Source organism: Paenibacillus sp. PL91, from assembly GCF_012935325.2.
Taxonomy (GTDB): domain Bacteria; phylum Bacillota; class Bacilli; order Paenibacillales; family Paenibacillaceae; genus Pristimantibacillus.
Genome location: NZ_JABBYG020000003.1, coordinates 271768 through 288611, shown reverse-complemented (window position 1 = coordinate 288611; position 16844 = coordinate 271768). Strand labels below are relative to the sequence as shown.

The 16844-nt window shown below is 49.1% G+C and carries 14 protein-coding genes; 9 read left to right on the top strand and 5 right to left on the bottom strand.

Going from position 1 to position 16844, the window contains the following annotated elements; translation table 11 throughout:
- Positions 1-32 precede the first annotated feature (32 nt).
- Together HI950_RS09990 and HI950_RS09985 are read left to right on the top strand one after the other, a co-directional pair.
- Positions 33-1121 (top strand): hypothetical protein, encoded by a 1089-nt coding sequence (locus tag HI950_RS09990; protein ID WP_169083774.1) that lies wholly within the window; start codon positions 33-35, stop codon positions 1119-1121.
- Between the two features lie 220 nt (positions 1122-1341).
- Positions 1342-1677, top strand: coding sequence for a low molecular weight protein tyrosine phosphatase family protein (locus HI950_RS09985; RefSeq protein ID WP_169084019.1), 336 nt, complete (start codon positions 1342-1344; stop codon positions 1675-1677).
- 13 nt (positions 1678-1690) lie between these two features.
- Here HI950_RS09985 and HI950_RS09980 read toward each other — a convergent pair whose 3' ends face one another.
- On the bottom strand, positions 1691-2395 hold the full coding sequence (locus HI950_RS09980; protein ID WP_169083775.1) for a MerR family transcriptional regulator: 705 nt from the start codon (positions 2393-2395) through the stop codon (positions 1691-1693).
- Positions 2396-2605: 210 nt separating this feature from the next.
- Here HI950_RS09980 and uvrA point away from each other — a divergent pair, with 210 nt between their 5' ends.
- On the top strand, positions 2606-5125 hold the full coding sequence (gene uvrA, locus HI950_RS09975) for an excinuclease ABC subunit UvrA (RefSeq protein ID WP_169083776.1): 2520 nt from the start codon (positions 2606-2608) through the stop codon (positions 5123-5125).
- 364 nt (positions 5126-5489) lie between these two features.
- Here uvrA and HI950_RS09970 read toward each other — a convergent pair whose 3' ends face one another.
- From HI950_RS09970 to HI950_RS09960, 3 genes are all read right to left on the bottom strand, one after another.
- Positions 5490-6236: an MBL fold metallo-hydrolase gene (locus HI950_RS09970; protein WP_169083777.1), complete on the bottom strand. Its 747-nt coding sequence runs from the start codon at positions 6234-6236 to the stop codon at positions 5490-5492.
- A 150-nt stretch (positions 6237-6386) separates the two neighbouring features.
- Positions 6387-7421 carry a sensor histidine kinase gene (locus HI950_RS09965; RefSeq protein ID WP_169083778.1) on the bottom strand — a complete coding sequence of 345 codons (1035 nt, stop codon included), beginning with the start codon at positions 7419-7421 and terminating at the stop codon, positions 6387-6389.
- Positions 7418-8089 carry a response regulator transcription factor gene (locus tag HI950_RS09960; RefSeq protein WP_169083779.1) on the bottom strand — a complete coding sequence of 224 codons (672 nt, stop codon included), beginning with the start codon at positions 8087-8089 and terminating at the stop codon, positions 7418-7420. Before HI950_RS09960 ends, HI950_RS09965 begins: the two co-directional genes overlap by 4 nt.
- A gap of 196 nt (positions 8090-8285) precedes the next feature.
- Between HI950_RS09960 and HI950_RS09955 the strand changes: the two genes are divergently transcribed.
- Entirely contained in the window at positions 8286-9053 is a 768-nt protein-coding gene (locus tag HI950_RS09955) for an ABC transporter ATP-binding protein (protein ID WP_169083780.1), read from the top strand.
- Entirely contained in the window at positions 9040-10977 is a 1938-nt protein-coding gene (locus tag HI950_RS09950; protein ID WP_169083781.1) for an FtsX-like permease family protein, read from the top strand. The genes HI950_RS09955 and HI950_RS09950 overlap by 14 nt, the downstream gene beginning before the upstream one ends.
- A 37-nt stretch (positions 10978-11014) precedes the next feature.
- Here HI950_RS09950 and HI950_RS09945 read toward each other — a convergent pair whose 3' ends face one another.
- Positions 11015-12625 (bottom strand): helix-turn-helix domain-containing protein, encoded by a 1611-nt coding sequence (locus HI950_RS09945; protein WP_169083782.1) that lies wholly within the window; start codon positions 12623-12625, stop codon positions 11015-11017.
- Positions 12626-12827: 202 nt separating this feature from the next.
- On the opposite strand from HI950_RS09945, the gene HI950_RS09940 reads away from it, so the two are divergent.
- The 4 genes from HI950_RS09940 to HI950_RS09925 all read left to right on the top strand — a co-directional run bounded on the left by HI950_RS09940 (position 12828) and on the right by HI950_RS09925 (position 16840).
- On the top strand, positions 12828-13370 hold the full coding sequence (locus HI950_RS09940; RefSeq protein WP_169083783.1) for a hypothetical protein: 543 nt from the start codon (positions 12828-12830) through the stop codon (positions 13368-13370).
- Positions 13371-13395: 25 nt separating this feature from the next.
- On the top strand, positions 13396-14679 hold the full coding sequence (locus HI950_RS09935) for a stalk domain-containing protein (RefSeq protein ID WP_169083784.1): 1284 nt from the start codon (positions 13396-13398) through the stop codon (positions 14677-14679).
- Between the two features lie 110 nt (positions 14680-14789).
- Positions 14790-15803 carry a FecCD family ABC transporter permease gene (locus tag HI950_RS09930; protein ID WP_169083785.1) on the top strand — a complete coding sequence of 338 codons (1014 nt, stop codon included), beginning with the start codon at positions 14790-14792 and terminating at the stop codon, positions 15801-15803.
- Positions 15800-16840: a FecCD family ABC transporter permease gene (locus tag HI950_RS09925; protein WP_169083786.1), complete on the top strand. Its 1041-nt coding sequence runs from the start codon at positions 15800-15802 to the stop codon at positions 16838-16840. Before HI950_RS09930 ends, HI950_RS09925 begins: the two co-directional genes overlap by 4 nt.
- Positions 16841-16844: the final 4 nt, after the last annotated feature.

Genomic DNA, 16844 nt, shown 5'->3' with positions numbered 1-16844 from the left:
GAGCTATACTAGTTAAGAAGAGGGAGTGGCGCATGGACAAGCAGCAAATGATCGATTTAATTTTAGAGGAGTACGGACTCGCAAAGAATGCTTTGCGTGCGCAGCTTGATGCCATACTTCTGCGTCTATTTGCGCATAAGGGCGAGCTGACGGCGGAGGTTTTGCTGGAATGGAACGAGAAAGACCTTATGCTGCTGTATAAGACGGCATCTGGGGTTAAGCTGACAAGGGAGCATGTGCCGAATATAATCGACGAGTATGCGAAAATGGCCCCCGGGCAACTGTCCTCAACGGTATCGTTTGGCCAGATCCAGCATGAAGAAGAGATCGACCTTGTGCCGCGCATCCATCGCCAGTATGGGAAATACGAGCTGCCTCCTACGATTCAGCGCCTCTATGAGCTGGAGGAGGAGCTAGGAAGCGAGATGGATTTGGAGATCGGACTGCGTATGCAGAAGTACGATATGCGTTATCCCTGCACGCCGCCTGACTTCATTCCTTTCGCAAGTCCCGGTGTAGACGGCATTCATTATTGCTTCGTGACTGATTTTGGGACAATTACTGACCTCGAGAATGCCTATATAGCCGTCGTATCGCCGATGGATTTTGGTTCGGAAACTTGGTTGATTGCGAGCAACATAAAGGACTTTCTTCGTATTTTATGTACGGACAAAAGCATTTTATATAATAGCATCGCTGCATTTGATGTAAGCAAAGCTGGGCAAACGGGCGGGGAGGAGCTGACGCCAGCACTACAGAGGCTGAAGGAGATTTTTAATCTGGCCATCATCCCCGATTTGGCTGAATATATCGAAAGCCTACGTAAGCAAAGGGAGCAGCTTATTCGTATCCAAACGCTTGATTCGATCGGCATCGTACCGCTGGCAGGCCGGACTAATCAGACAGCAGCGCAGCCGCTGTCCATCAATTGGAACGATGAGCAGGAGATGAGAGCGATGCTTAAAGCGGCGAGCCCGGAGACGAAGCTTGCATTTATTCGCGACGCGCAGCACGAGAATCGGATTTATGATGATAAGGGGATGCTTAGGCGCTGCAAGAGCATTTTATCTGAGCTTGAGCTTTATCATGAGCTCCAAAATTTGCTTGAATGCGCCGACTGACGCAAAAAAATAAGCTGCCCCATCGGTCCGCAAAGACCTGATGGGACAGCTTTTTTCTCGCAAAAAAAACCTTATTTCACTTCATTCATCAGAGCGATGATACCCTTGATCTGCTCCTCGGATACGGCGCCTTGCCTGAACATGCCAAGCGCTCGAAGCGGCATGAAATCGAGCCTATGGACAGGCTCGTTAGAAGAAACAGAATAGGAGAGTGGGTCCAATACGGCTATTATTTATTTGCAGCAGAAACAAGTGGCGGAGCTTGACGGCCGAGACTATTTTTCAAGGTGTGGACGGGCATGAGGTAAGGTCTGCGGGTACGGAAGAAAACGCTCGCATTAAAGTAACGGAAGGGCATATTGGCTGGGCTGATCTCATTTTTGCGATGGAAAAGAAGCATGTGAGAAGGCTGCAGGGGAGATTTAACAGCGCCCTGGCTGGTAAAAAGGTGATTTGCCTCCATATACCGGATGAATTCGAATATATGAATGAAGACTTGATCGGTTTACTTGAGTCCAGCGTATCGGATTACATTAGAGTGCCCGAGCAGCGTTAAACGTACGTGATAATTAATGGATCTGATCCCTCAAGTGAAGAAGCATATACAAGTAATGAGCGCCGCGCAGCTGGCTTCTGTTGATCTGATCAAGGAGCTGTAGCGATTCCCGGGCAATCTTGATCGCATTTTCCACATTGTTGTCGTCTACCTCCTTGATGACCTGCTGAATGATCTCAAGCGACCAAATAGCCGACTTAAAAGTGCGAATGATTAAAATTTGGCGAAGGTTGGCGGGGCTGAAGCTGCGATAGCCGTTTTCCTTGTCGCGGTGAATCGTGATTAGCCCCATTTTCTCCCAGTGACGGATGGCAGAGCTAGGGATCGTCGTTTCTTCGGATACTTCACCGATGGTCATCCATTTCCGTTTTCCGGATGGGTTCAGCAAATCGATTTCATCCGTTTCCAGCGCTCGGATCGTCTTCTCGGCAATCGTCTTATCGCGGTGCAGCGATGCTTGGGATTCATTCATCAGCCATAACGCTTCATTAATCCTCCCGTCCAAAACCTTCCACAGCACATTTTTGGTAAGCATCATGCCAAAGCCTTCATTCATCGCCCGTATGCATTCGAAATAAGCGATATGCTCCTCCGTATAAATCCGGTAACCGTTCGCTCCCCGTTCAACCGGCGGAATAATCCTCCAGCTCTCATAATGCCGCAAAGCGGTGGTGCTGATCTTCAATTTTCTTGCAATATCTATGGGCCGTACCGTCATAAAGTCACCTCCGAGCATTCCTAAAAACATTAAACTGCTGAGTTAATGTTTTGTCAAATATAGTCCTTTATCTAAGACCTAAAATGCTTCAACCTTACCACTTGCATTAATGTAGTATGCTGGAATTAATATCAGGAAAGGAATGGTTGCAGGCAGCCAGCGATTCAACTTTTTACTATTTTACATGATCTGAAATTTAGGAGGACACGCATGAAGGATTACATTGTTATTAAAGGCGCAAACGAAAATAATTTGAAAAATGTCTCGCTATCGATTCCGAAGTATAAGCTTGTTGTATTGACGGGACCGTCGGGGTCGGGGAAATCAACGCTTGCCATGGATACGCTGCAAAAGGAATGCCAGCGGCAATATATGGAGTCGATGGGCATGGTGTCCGACTCGATCAGCAAGCCAAAGGTTGAATCGATAGCAGGACTGTCCCCCTCGATTAGCGTCGGACAGCATGTCACGAACAGAAATCCGCGTTCGACAGTAGGTACGGTAACGGATATTTACACCTATCTGCGCTTTGTGTATTCCCGGCTGGGTACGCGCAGCTGCTCCTCCTGCGGCGAGAGCATTCCTCCGAGCTTTGACGACGAGAGCGGCAGCGGCATAACGACAGCAGAGGAAGAGGAGGAAAGGCAAACGATTCACTGCCCGAGCTGCCATGCCGAGCATGAGAAATTAGGAATGTCGCATTTTTCATTCAATAAGCCAGAGGGAGCTTGCGAGTCGTGCGGCGGTCTAGGGCATGTTGCAACGCTTAATTTAGATGCTGTATTCAAACAGGAACTAAGTTTGCGGGAGGGCTGCGTAACTTACTTGTACGATGCGTATATGGAGTACTTTTCCAACATTTTAGTCGCTGCAGGAAAGCATTACGGATTTGGATTTGATCCTGACATGCCCTTGAAGGATTACTCGGAAATTCAGCGGGATCTGCTTTATTACGGCGTAGAAAGCGAGGCGTTCATTCGTCACTTTCCAAATGCCAAGCTGCCAAAGACGGTTGGGGCTGGGAAGTTTGAAGGCATCGTAACCGGATTGTGGAGGCGGTACAAGGAGAAGGATGGCGAGCAGGGAGGGATCGAGAAGGATGGAGATTATTTTAAGCAGCAGGGGTGTACGTCTTGCAATGGCAAGCGCCTCAAGAAGGAAAGCCGTTCAGTAATCGTAGCGGGAGCTTCCATCTCGGACGTTTCCTCGTGGTCGCTGGAGGATGTGCTCACTTGGACGAAAAGCCTGCGGGAAGCGATGCCTCCTGAGGGGCTTCCTTTGCTGGCGCCTGTTATGGCGGATATGCCGCTTCGATTGGAGCGCATCATAGACGTGGGCCTTGGCTACCTTTCGCTTGAGCGGCAAACCGTATCGCTCTCCGGCGGCGAGTCGCAGCGGCTCAGACTAGCTTCGCTGCTTGGCTCGGGCTTAACCGGCGTCCTATATATTTTGGACGAGCCGACAACGGGCCTTCATCCACGCGATACATCAGGCTTGATTCGGGTGTTGCTGCAGCTGCGCGATTTAGGCAATACCGTTCTTGTCATCGAGCATGACGTAGAAGTGATGCGTGCTGCGGATCATATCATCGACATTGGCCCAGGCGCTGGTTACCTTGGAGGAACGGTGGTTGGCGAAGGAAGCTTGGAGGATTTAATGGCAAGCGAGCATTCGGTTACAGGTGCATACTTGCGCAGCGAAAGCTTGCCGGCACCGGCACGGAGCAGAAGGGGCGGAAGCGGCAAGCAGCTCACCATATCGAATGCGCATGCCCGAAATCTAAAAAATATAGACGTTATGTTCCCGCTTGGAAGCCTTATTTCGGTAACGGGCGTGTCAGGCTCCGGCAAGTCGACCCTGCTATTCGATTTGCTCGCAAAGGGCGGTTCGGGTGAGCAGCAAATAGATGGCTGCGACAGCATTAAAGGCTTCGAGCATGTCGGGAATCTGATCATGGTTGACCAGTCACCGCTAGGCCGCATGCAGCGCTCGAACGTCGCAACCTACACCGATATATTTACGCAGCTGCGAAACTTGTTTGCGGCGCTGCCGGAGGCGAAGAATAACAAGCTTACCTCGAAGCATTTTTCCTTTAATACGCCAGGAGGCCGCTGCGAGACCTGCCAAGGCCTTGGCGTATTGACGGTGGATATGAATTTCCTTCCTGATCTTGAGGTGCGCTGCACAGCTTGCAAAGGGAAACGGTTTAAGGATGAGGTGCTCCGCGTAACCTATGAAGGCTATTCGATTTCGGATTTGCTCAATATGACGGTACAAGAGAGCTTGTCCGTGTTTAGAAGCAAGGAGAAAATTGCGAGCATGATCGAGCTGTTGTGCGAGGTTGGACTTGGCTATTTGCAGCTGGGGCAGTCGGTCAAAACGTTGTCCGGCGGAGAAGGGCAGCGCATTAAGCTCGCCAAGGAGCTGAACAAAAAATCCAATACGCATACGCTTTATTTGCTGGATGAGCCAACAACAGGACTGCATCCTACCGATGTTGGACAACTGCTCGTGCTGCTGAACAAATTGGTGGATGCCGGGAATACGGTCATCTTGGTCGAGCATAGCTTGGAGCTTATTCGCGAGTCAGACTATATCATAGACATTGGCCCAGAGGGCGGCGCAGCAGGCGGTGAGCTTATCGCAGCCGGAACGCCAGAGCAGGTAGCGGAGATCCCAGCCTCTTACACGGGGCAGTTTTTAAGAAAAGCTCTAGCTGGCGGGCTATAAGGGGTCACATTTATCGATTTTCAGATCCATCTTCCGACAGGAAGCCACTAGCCCCAAAAACGCCTCCAACCCTACTCGCGAAGTGGTGTTGGAGGCGTTTTTGCAAATGGTTTGGGACGCGCTCGATTTTTGTCGCTCGCGTATCCTACTAATTCAGCGGATACTCTAGATAATTAGCCGATTTCTTGCATTTAGAAGGATAATTTCCATCTAAAAGGAGCTTATCAGCGTAATGCTGCATAATTAGCAGGAGATTTTCCTTCAAGCTTCAAAGGACAACCTTTGCTGATGTAGTTAGGCAAATCTCTGACTGGGCATACATAGCTTTGCCTAACTAATTCCAATCATCTGCTCGTCAATCATTCTACCTTGCCAGCTCCACAATCCGTTCATTTACGTGATCGGAGTACAAGCCGCCATGATAGCAAATAACGGTTTCAATATCATATTGGGTTAATTGGCGGAGCGATTGCAGCGCCAATTCGTAATCGTGACAGTAGCTCGGAATAGGCCCGAGCAGCTGATCATTTTCGACGACTAACGCGTCGGCAGCAATCAACGTTTTGCTAGCTTTATGATAGAGGCTGATATGTCCTGGCGTATGTCCTGGCGTACCGATAACGGTAATTCCGCCGCAATAAGGCAGCTCCTGCCCGTATGCGAGAAAAGCATCAACGCTCGCGCTAGGCGGATTTTCCAGCGTCTTGCGGAAGGAGGCTCGCCATTCTTCCGATACTTCAGCCGGCAAAGCTTTCATCGCACTCTCGATAGATTCGGGTGTAATTTTGATCAGACGCTTTTCCCCTTGGATATAAGGCGCTTCGATTTCAGTTGCGAGCACTTCTGCCTGCTGCGGCAGCGCCTCCAAAATGGCCGGCAAACTGCCAATATGGTCGATGTCTTGGTGGGTTATGATGATTTTTCTAAGCTTGTCAAAGGAAATGCCGGCCCGCTCTATTTGCTCCTTTACTAACGGAAGCTGCCCTGGATATCCTGTATCCACTAGAATCGCCGTATCGTTATCCGAGATCAATGCAGGATAAATCGTTACCATTTCACCCCTCATCACCGCTGAGATCGACAGCATGTTAACTCCGCTTGCAATGTTCATCTTAACCCTCCGCTACTATATTGACGTTTATGGTACAAGGATAACACCGATTTCAAATTACATACTATCAGGCGAAAGAAACCATGTAAATAGAAAAATATTATATTATACCACAAAAATATTTTTTTGTCAATAGTTAATTAGGGGTCATTAGCGGCTGTACCACTCCCCGTAATTTCTTATTTTCGGAAAATGAATAGTCACCTTCGTCATACTTCCTTCCTCGGACTGAATAGATAAATCATGGCCTAGCTTAAGCGCCAGCTGCTTTGCCAAATATAGTCCCATTCCCGTGGACTTTGATTGGCTTCTGCCGTTGGTGCCCGTAAAACCTTTCTCGAATACGCGCGTCAAATCCTCAGGAGCGATGCCGATGCCTGTGTCTGAAATAAGCATGCGCTGTTCCTTGCTGTCCGCTTCAAAGCTGACCGTCAGCTGCCCGCCTTCGTTCGTATATTTTAAGCTGTTGGCCGTAATCTGATCGATTATGAACGCCAGCCATTTGCTGTCGCTTTGGACGAAGTAATCGGTGTCTTCCATCACGAAGCGGATTCGTTTGTTAATAAACAGCTTCGCGTATTTTTTGACGCTGCTCTTCATCATTTGTGCAAGGCGGATCTCGGTTATAAAATAGTCGCGCGAGAACGAGTCGATACGCGAATAATAGAGCGCCTGCTCGACATAGCTATCGATTTTGCCCAGTTCATCCTCAAACTTGTCGATGAGATAATCGACGCTCTTGTCCTCGCAATTGTTAATGAGCATGCGGCTCGCAGCAATAGGAAGCTTCACCTCATGAATCCATGACATAATGAAGTCCTGGTGATCCCGCTTCTCGTTCACAAGCTGCTGAAGCTGCTCGGCATGCTCGCGCTGCAGCTTCCTGATATGCTGCAAGTACAGCGATTGCTCTGCGGTCTGGGGCGCTGGAAGGGCAGCAATCATAGCATCGCCTCCTTGCTCGATGACTGCGGTCAGCTCACGGTAAAACTTTCGCCGATAAAAGTAGCCGATTCCGATATACAGTGCAGCAACTATGAGGCATACGGCGTTAACATAAACGACATTGCTGACAGAGGCGCTTGCCGAGTCGCCCACATATAAGATGACCGAAACGAACAGCATGATCGCAGCATAAAGCAGACAGAAAAAACGTTTGTCCTTCATATAGTGTGCGAAGCTCATAGAATGATATACCCTTGTCCTTTCTTGGTCGTAATGAAGCTTGCCTTGCCAAGCTCCGCGAGCTTCTTGCGCAGGCGTGTGATGTTGACGGTCAGCGTATTGTCGTCTACGAAGCTTTCATCCTCCCACAGGCTGCGCATCATTTTTGTGCGCGTTACGATCGAGCCTTTATGCTTCATGAGCATATGCAAAATAATAAACTCGGTTTTCGTCAGCTCCGCTTTAAGCTCGCCGCAGCGTACATCGCCATCCTTCAGGCTTAGGACGATGCCGTCATGCTCGACGACACTAGCGCTCACTTCAATGTAGGAATAGGTTCTGCGGAGCAGCGCATTAATTTTTGCAAGCAATACGTCCGTGAAAAACGGCTTCTGAACAAAGTCATCCCCGCCCATATTCATCGCCATAATCATATCGAGCGGCGTATCGCGGGAGGATAGAAATAGAATCGGGACGTTGGAAACCTCCCTTATTTGATGGCACCAATGAAAGCCGTCAAAGGATGGCAAATTGATGTCCATTAGTACGAGATGCGGGTTTTCATTCAAAAAAAGCTGCAAAATATGTTCGAAATCATCAGCGATTACCGCTTCGAAGCCCCATTTGCCAAGCGTTTCACCGAGCATCTGGGCAATCGTGCGATCATCCTCCACAATCATTATTTTCATAGCGGACTCCTCCAATTAAGCCGTTAACGGCTTCGTCTCTATACTACGAAACGTTGCTTGCCGCCGTAAACCTATTTCATCGATCCTAACAAAATTGTAAGGTTGGAGGCCGAGTTGTAAGACCAAATGAAGATTGGCTGCGGTAGAATAAGGTATGCGCAGAAGACAAATCGTTACAAAAGCGGAGGTACAATAGATGAGAACGGTAGTAGAAGCAAAGCAGGTCAAAAAAATATACGGCTCCAAGGGCAATGTGTCGACAGCTCTGCAAGAAATTGATCTGACGGTGCTAGAGGGCGAGTTTGTCGGCATTATGGGCCCATCCGGCTCAGGCAAGTCGACGCTGCTGCATCTGATCGCGGCAATCGACGAGCCAACGTCTGGGAGCATCTCCATTGACGGAGTCAATCTGCATGCAATGAACGAGGAGCAGGTGTCAAAATTTCGCCGCGACAAGCTTGGCTTCTTATTTCAAGATTATAACTTGCTGGACACGCTGACGGTGAAGGAGAACATCCTGCTGCCGCTCGCGCTCGCTAAAGTGAAGGTTGCAGAGCTGGAAAACCGAGTAGATGACATTTCCGAGAAATTTGGAATCAGGCAGCTTCTTGATCGTTATCCCTATCAGCTGTCAGGCGGACAGAAGCAGCGTACGGCGGCATCGCGGGCTATCATTGCAAGGCCGAGTCTGCTGCTGGCTGATGAACCGACAGGTGCGCTCGATTCGAAGTCGGCAACCGATTTGCTGGAGAGCCTGAAGGCTCTGAATGAACAGGATCAAGCGACGCTCTTAATGGTGACGCATGATGCCTTTGCGGCAAGCTATTGCAGCCGAGTGCTCTTTATTAAGGATGGCGTTATTTTTACCGAATTAGTGAAGGGCCAAACGCCGCGCAGCGCCTTTTTCCGAAAAATATTGGATGTGCTATCGGTGCTTGGAGGTGGAGCGGGTGACCTTATTTAGTACCGCACTCAAAAACATGAAGGGCAACTTCCGCAATTACTTCATTTATTTTATCTCAATGATGTTCAGCGTAGTCATTTATCATACGTTCGTATCGCTGCAATACAGTCCAGACGTTCAAGCCAGCATCGCCTTATCCAAAAATTTAGAGATGACGTTTAGGATGGCATCCGGCATATTGATCTTGTTCGTAGCCATATTCATCTGGTATTCCAACTCATTTTTCACGCGCAAAAGGAAGAAGGAGGTTGCCCTCTATTCCTTGCTCGGCGTGCGAAAGCGGACGATAGGCCAAATGCTCTTCTATGAAAATCTTATCATTAGCGCCATCGTGCTCGCTGTCGGCATTTTAGTAGGTACGCTGCTCTCCAAAATGTTCGCGATGCTGCTCTTGAAGCTGCTGGGCTCCACGGTAGAAATCGGCTTCTCCATATCGACGAACGCGTTTTTGAATACGATGGTTGTGTTTGTCATCATTATTTTGATCACGTCGATTCAAAGCTATAGGCTGATTTATCGCTTTAAGCTCATCGAGCTGTTTCAAGCGGATAAGCAAGCGGAGGTTATCCCTAAGCCATCGCTGCCATTTGCCATTCTAGCTGCCGTGCTGCTTGCAACGGGATATTGGTTTATATCTTTGCCCTTCAAAACCGAGGATGACTTAATGCGTAATTATGGGGTTGCTTTTGTCGGCATCACATTCGGCACCTATTTGCTATTCCGTTCCTTGACTGTGTACCTTCTGCGCCTCTCTCAGAAAAATAAAGCCCGTTATTATCGCGGTTTAAATGTCGTTGGAACGTCGCAGCTGCTGTTCCGCATGAGAGGAAATGTGAGCACGCTGACGCTCATTGCCTTGCTAAGCGCGTTTACGCTGCTCGCGACAAATATCGCTTTTAGCCAGTATTACACGAACACCGAGCATGCCGATCAGCACTCGCCATTCAGCTATATGCACATTTCGCAGGGGAAAGCGTTCGATCAGCAAGTGAAGGAAATCGTGCTGGCGGACGAGGCGCATCCGATACGTGCAGAGCTCGACATTCCGGTTATCAAATCGGGCGGCCATACTTCAAGCTCCGAGCTGCTGCCAGAGCGGTATGCCGAGGAGGACGACAAGCCGATTAAAATGATTTCGGCCAGCACTTATCAGGCTATTGCGCAAGCACTGGACAGAAATACGAGCGTGGAGCTGGCAGATGATCAGGCCGCTGCCATTCTTCCGATGTATAACGATAACGAATGGTCCGACTATGAGAAGGAGCAGGTTACAATCGAACTCGCTGAGCAAAGCTGGCAGCTATCGTTCAGCCAGCTGATAGAAGAGCGAGTGCTAAGCTGGACGTTTCCCGACTTTGTAATCGTAATCAGCGATGGGCTGTATTCGGAGCTTGCTGAGCGGACTGCTCCTATCGTCTATAAAGCGTATAAGGCGGCAGACGAGATGACGGCTGTAGAAACCTCTGAACAGCTTATGGCGCTTACGGGGGCGGAACAAGCGCTAATGTCCTCCTACTACAACGTTTACAAAAAAGGGCTGGAAGATACCGGAATCGGAACGTTTGTGGCCGTTTTCCTAGGGCTTGTGTTTCTAGCTGCTACGGGCAGCGTGCTCTATTTCAAGCAGCTGACGGAAGCCCATTCGGATAAAGATCGCTATGAGGTTTTACGCAAAATAGGCGTAACAAGGAAAGAAATCCGAAGCACCATTTCGAAGCAGTCGCTCTTTATTTTTGGACTTCCGCTTATACTCGGCGTAACGCACAGCGTGATCGTCGTAAACGCCATGTCCAAGCTGTTTTCGAATTTGGTGAACGTCGATTTTACGGTGCCCGTCCTATTTTCCACGGGTTTATACGTCATGATTTATCTGATCTATTACGTATTGACGGTGAATTCCTTCAACAAAATCGTCAATAGCTAGAGAAAATAGCCATCCGCTCCCGCGGACGGCTATTTTTTTATTCCTCCCTAACCTTCTGCGTAAAATAACGCGTCATCGCCCGAATCATGTGCTCGCGGCCAATCGGCCCCCAAGGGTCCCATTCCCTCGTATCGGGATAATAAACGCGGTTATCCTTTACGGCGCGCAGGCTTAGCCAGCGCTTATTGGCGGCGAGAGCATTCATTTCGGCTTCCTCACTCCAAATGATAAATATGTTTTCAGGGTCAAGCTCGATCAGATCATCCAGCGCATGGTCCTTATAAATGGAATGCGTCACGCGCTCATCGGACTGAAATTGCAAGCGGCGGTAAAACAATTCGGTGAATGTATGATCTTTGCAGCCGTACAGGCGGCAATTGTTCGGCAGCAGGCGGATGATCACCCACTTGCCATGCTTCGTTACAGGAGCAAGCTTCCTCCTCGCAGCTTGCTCAAGCAAGGTCATTCGCCGAATGATGCGCTCAGCCTCCCGCTCCTTGTGAACACGTGCAGCTATGCTTCGCAGATATTGCTCCCAGCTCGTAGAGCGGTCGATAAAAATCGTATTGCCGTTCTCGTTCCATTTGCTGTCGTTCGGATTTTTCTGGAATTCGGTTTTGAGTATCATATCTGGAGACAAGCGCATCACATCGCTCGTCATAATCGTTCGCTCCGCATTAAGCGGAACGGTATCAACTAACCGGTCATGCAAGTAACTGGGAAAGCCAGAGGGCGTTTTGTAATAATTCGGGAAGCACGGCGCGGCGATAGGCAGTATGCCGAGCGCAAGCAAATGGTCCTGCAAAAAATAGCTGCTGACAACTGCGATTTTCTTATCACTTCGTTTTAGGTAGACGGACGGAGAAACGCCTTCCGACTTTTTGAATACCCGGCTGAAATAGAGCTCGTCTTGAAAGCCGACGCTTATCGCGATGTCGCGCAAAGCGGCGCCTTGCTCGCCCATGAGCTCCTTCGCCCTTACCATGCGAAGCCGCGTTAAATAATGGCCTGGCGTCATGCCGGTTATTTTTTTGAAGGCACGGCAATAGGAGCTGGGCGTCATTCCGGCAAGCTGCGGAAGCTCGCTCATTTGAATCGTTTTTGCATACTGTTCTTCCATGTAAGCAATCGTTTGCTGAACCGATTCGTTTACCGTTAAATTCGGCAGCTTTTGCTGGCTATGCAGATGCAGCAGCAATTCGTAGAAGATGGATTGTTTTTTCATATCGCCAACCAGCCCTTGCTCTTTGAAGGACTGCTGCAGCTTCATCAGAAGCGAATCGATTACTGCAGGAGAGGAAAGTCGAACAGGCTGAGCTTCATCGAACAGGCTGGCTGGAGACGGTGCAGCCTCGCAGCCATCTTCCGTAAATGCAAGCTGGACATCGCGATAATGCAGAAGGTGAAGCCGCATGCTGTTTATGGAATCGCACATTAGCTGGATTTTCATAGAAGGCTGCAAGAAGAAGAAGGAGCCCGCTTGAAGCGGATAACGTTTTCCGTTTAGAAATAAGCATCCGCTGCCGCTTTGGATGAAGCCGATCGAGGTGCGACGCGCGTGCAGCGGCTTCGAACGAAAGCCAGATTGATATTCGTGCGCTTTCATAGATAGCGGGAAATAGGATAGGAATTGATTGTCCTTATTCAACAGCAAACATCCTTTTAGAGGAAATGAGTAGTCCTCTTTATGATTATGTGAGAATGATTATCAATTATATTCTACCAAAGGATGTTCTTGCTGCACAATCGTTATTTCAACAACATTTACAATATTGACTGTTTTGTCCATATGAATCAGACAATTTTGTGTATTCAAAATGTAAAAGCTGACCGATAGAATATAAATGAAAATGATTATCATTCACAGAGGCGGAGGTCGTAAAGCAATTAGCTGCATAAAGTTATGGACCAAGATAGGAATCGGGAAGCCGCTTGTCCTACTATTGGCTTGCGTAATAAGCGTCATGTTCATAGTCACCGGTTGTGGAGGCTCGGATGGCGGAGGTCAAAGCACCAAATCGGGAGAAAAGGCTCAAAGCGGAGAAGCTGACGTTAAAGGCGACCCGTTCGCTTCTATTGCATCTGCCGAAATCGCGGATACGGAAACCGGCTTCTCAGAGATGTCACGATTGATTAAAGAGCTCAAGCAAGCGGTGGAAGCCGATCAGACGGAAGAAGCGAAGAAGCTTGCCGAGCAGATGGCTGGCATATGGAATGCTATAAAGGGTGAGATTGAAGCATTCAACGCATCAAAGCATCAGCTGCTGCAAGAAGATTTAGGACAGCTCATAGAAGAAACAAAGGCAAGCAAATGGAACAAGGAGCTGCTCATTCAGCTCGATTATAAGCTATACCAGAGCTTCCGGGATATGAAGCAGGAGCTGCTGGGTTAATAAGAAAGGGATAGGTGATTTTTACATGTCTTCGGTCAAAAAACGGTTTATTGGATTATTTTTAACAATGGCACTGATCATGACCATTATTCCGGTTACTGCTGCGACAGCGGCAGCCGCGATTAACGTAACGGTCGACGGCAAGAAGGTTTCATTCAACGTAGCTCCGCAAACGATCAACGGCCGCACGCTCGTTCCTTACCGCACGATCGCTGAAACGTTGGGCGGCACGGTGAAATACGATGAAAAAGCAAAAAAAGCGACCATTTCGAAAGGCTCTCAAAAGGTCGAGCTTACGCTTGGCAGCAAAACGGCTAAAATCAACGGTACTTCGGTAGCACTGGATGCTGCTCCTGCCAATGTGAAAGGAAGCGTGCTTGTACCGCTTCGTTTCGTCGGGGAATCGCTTGGCGTATGGGTGAACTGGAATAGCAAGACGTCGACTGCGGCGCTTGAAACGAAAAAAACGATCAAGCATGCGCTTGGCAGCACGACATTAAACCGTGTTCCGAAACGTGTTGTTATCTTGTTTAACGGCGGCGTGGACATCTCGGTTCTGCTAGGCGTTAAACCGGTTGGCGCGGTTGAATCCTATGTGCAGCAGCCCTTCTATGAATATATTCGCTCAAATCTGATCGGCACCAAAACGCTTGGCGACGAAACACAGCCTAACGTTGAAGCGATTGTCGGCTTGAAGCCGGATGTGATCATTGCAACAAAGGATCGCCATGAGAAAATTTACGATCAGCTTAAAGCGATCGCGCCTACTATCGTGACTGCTGATTTGGCTGATTGGCAGGATAATCTACAAGTATCTGCTGCTGTATTGAATAAAGAAGAGGTCGCAACAACGTTTATTGCAGATTGGAAAATCAGCGTTGCAGAATTCAAGAGCAAGCTTGCCGCTAAGGATAAGGGGGCGGAAGTTTCCATTATTCGCATCAACCCGAACGGAAGCGCACGGGCGTACAATTCAGGCTTTGCCTATAAAATTTTCCAGGAGCTCGGATTTGCGACGCCGAAAGAGCAGCTGGCAACAAAAAAAGAAATCATTAACGTGACCTCTAAGGAACAGGTTAGCTTGCTTGATGGCGATTATATATTCGACTTTACAACGGATTGGGATGGCGACGGCGCGATCTTTAAGTTTCAGAAGGAATGGATCGACAGCCCGCTTTGGAAAAATTTGAATGCGGTGAAGAACAAAAAGTATTACAAAGTAAATGCCGTAACATGGAATCTATCCGGTGGAGCTTTGGCTGCGAAGCTGATGCTTGACGATTTGTACTTCTACTTTGACCTTAACTAGCCGTATGGGAAGAAGACTATAGCAGCAAGCATAAAAGAATGAGCCTATGCGCTCATTCTTTTGTGCGATTAAAAGACTTTATAGGGAAACCATTAGGAGCGTTCAACGGGATGAATAATGGAATAAATCAGGCATCTATAAAAATGGGCGGACTGGTCGCAGGGTTCGTCCTCTTGCTTTGCTGTTTCATGGCGAGCGTTAGGTTCGGATTTACGACGATCAAATGGAGCGATATGATCGCGGCCTTCACTCATTATGACGAGAGCTCGATGGAGCAGGTTGTCGTTATGACGACAAGGCTGCCGCGGGCGCTGATCGCGGCAGCTATTGGCGCAAGCTTGGCTATGGCGGGAGCTATTATGCAAGCGATAACGCGGAACCCGCTCGCCTCGCCGAGCATGATGGGCATTAATGCAGGCGCGAGCGCCTGCATAGTCGCGGCCATTACGATTTTTGAAATTTCGCAAATGAGTGTGCTCGTCTGGATGTCCTTCGGCGGCGCGGCGATCGCTGCGGCAACCGTTTATTTGCTTGGTTCACTGGGCCATGATGGGCTGTCGCCACTGAAAATAATAATGGCCGGATCTGCCATGACCGCTTTGTTTGCTTCCCTGACGCAAGGCATGCTCGTACACAATGAGAGCGGGCTGCAGGATGTGATGTTCTGGCTCGCGGGATCGATTGCCGGACGTGATGCGAATACGCTGTCAGCTGTTGCTCCTTATCTATGTGCCGGATGGATAGCCGCATTTCTGCTGTCGAGGCAGCTGAATATCATTGTGATGGGCGATGAAGCGGCGAGAGGGCTTGGTCAGCGAACGACGATGATCAAGGCTGTTGCCGGAATAATAGTTGTCATGCTGGCGGGCGGCGCCGTTTCGGTAGCAGGGCCCATTGGTCTGATCGGCATCGTTATTCCGCATATCGCGCGGTATATAGCCGGTCTTGATTATCGATGGCTGCTCCCTTATTGTGCGCTGCTTGGCGCCATATTGCTGCTTTTAGCGGATTTGCTTGCCAGATTCATTATTTTACCCGAGGAGGTGCCTGTCGGCATTATGACGGCGGCGATTGGTGCTCCTTTCTTTATTTATATTGCACGCAAGGAGCTGATGAGGAGGTGAGGACTTCCTTTATTTCAAAAGCTGCAGGGAAGCGCGCTTACCAGCCCCATCGCAAGACGGTACGCGCTACACTCCTCTTAGTTATCACTGCCATTATTGTTACTGCGGCTAGTCTCGCTATGGGAGAGCAGGTCATAAAGCTAAGCCATGTATGGCAGGCGCTGCTTGGCAAAGGCGATTCCGATCATATTTTAATCGTACAAACACTAAGGGCGCCGCGGGTAGTCGTAGCCTTTCTGGTAGGCGCATCGCTTGCTGTTTCAGGTGCTATCCTGCAAGGGGTCATTCGCAATCCGCTGGCGGCTCCTGACGTAATCGGCATTACGGGCGGCGCATCCGTTGGTGCAGTGGCTTTCATTACCTATATGCCGAGCACGGTCAGCATTCATTTTTTGCCTGTTGCTGCTGTTATTGGGGCGTTCGGCGCATCGCTCCTCGTCTATGCGATTGCGTGGAGGAAGGGCGCGAATCCGTTTCGGCTCGTATTAGTCGGTATTGGCATCGCTTCGCTTCTATCAGCGATGACCACATTTATGCTTGTGTTTAGTCCGGCCTATTCAGCAACCTCCTCTTATATTTGGCTGACAGGCACCATATATGGATCAACTTGGGCATATGTGTGGAACCTTTTGCCATGGACATTCGTCTTAATGGTGATCGTCATGTGCTACACGCGGCAGTTGAATATTCAACTGCTGGGAGATGAAATAGCAACGGGGCTTGGCAGCAGCGTACAGCGGCATCGGCTTATTCTGATTCTCATTAGCGTAGGTCTCGCTGGATCAGCCGTTGCCATAGGCGGCGTCATTGGCTTTGTTGGCTTGATTGCTCCGCATGCGGCACGTAGAATGGTTGGACCGGTCATCAGCCGACTCCTTCCGGTATCGGCACTGCTTGGCGGCATAATTGTCGCGCTGGCGGATTTAATCGCAAGAACTGCTTTTCAGCCGCTGGATATTCCTGTCGGTGTATTTACATCGGGCATTGGCGCACCGTTCTTTATCTATTTGCTTTATCGCACACGAAATAACAGATAGCCTG

Bases quoted from the DNA above. Each gene is read 5' to 3' on its own strand.
- HI950_RS09990 (WP_169083774.1), top strand. From the start codon at position 33: ATGGACAAGCAGCAAATGATCGATTTAATTTTAGAGGAGTACGGACTC.
- HI950_RS09980 (WP_169083775.1), bottom strand. From the start codon at position 2,395: ATGACGGTACGGCCCATAGATATTGCAAGAAAATTGAAGATCAGCACC.
- uvrA (WP_169083776.1), top strand. From the start codon at position 2,606: ATGAAGGATTACATTGTTATTAAAGGCGCAAACGAAAATAATTTGAAA.
- HI950_RS09970 (WP_169083777.1), bottom strand. From the start codon at position 6,236: ATGAACATTGCAAGCGGAGTTAACATGCTGTCGATCTCAGCGGTGATG.
- HI950_RS09965 (WP_169083778.1), bottom strand. From the start codon at position 7,421: ATGAGCTTCGCACACTATATGAAGGACAAACGTTTTTTCTGTCTGCTT.
- HI950_RS09960 (WP_169083779.1), bottom strand. From the start codon at position 8,089: ATGAAAATAATGATTGTGGAGGATGATCGCACGATTGCCCAGATGCTC.
- HI950_RS09955 (WP_169083780.1), top strand. From the start codon at position 8,286: ATGAGAACGGTAGTAGAAGCAAAGCAGGTCAAAAAAATATACGGCTCC.
- HI950_RS09940 (WP_169083783.1), top strand. From the start codon at position 12,828: ATGATTATCATTCACAGAGGCGGAGGTCGTAAAGCAATTAGCTGCATA.
- HI950_RS09935 (WP_169083784.1), top strand. From the start codon at position 13,396: ATGTCTTCGGTCAAAAAACGGTTTATTGGATTATTTTTAACAATGGCA.
- HI950_RS09930 (WP_169083785.1), top strand. From the start codon at position 14,790: ATGAATAATGGAATAAATCAGGCATCTATAAAAATGGGCGGACTGGTC.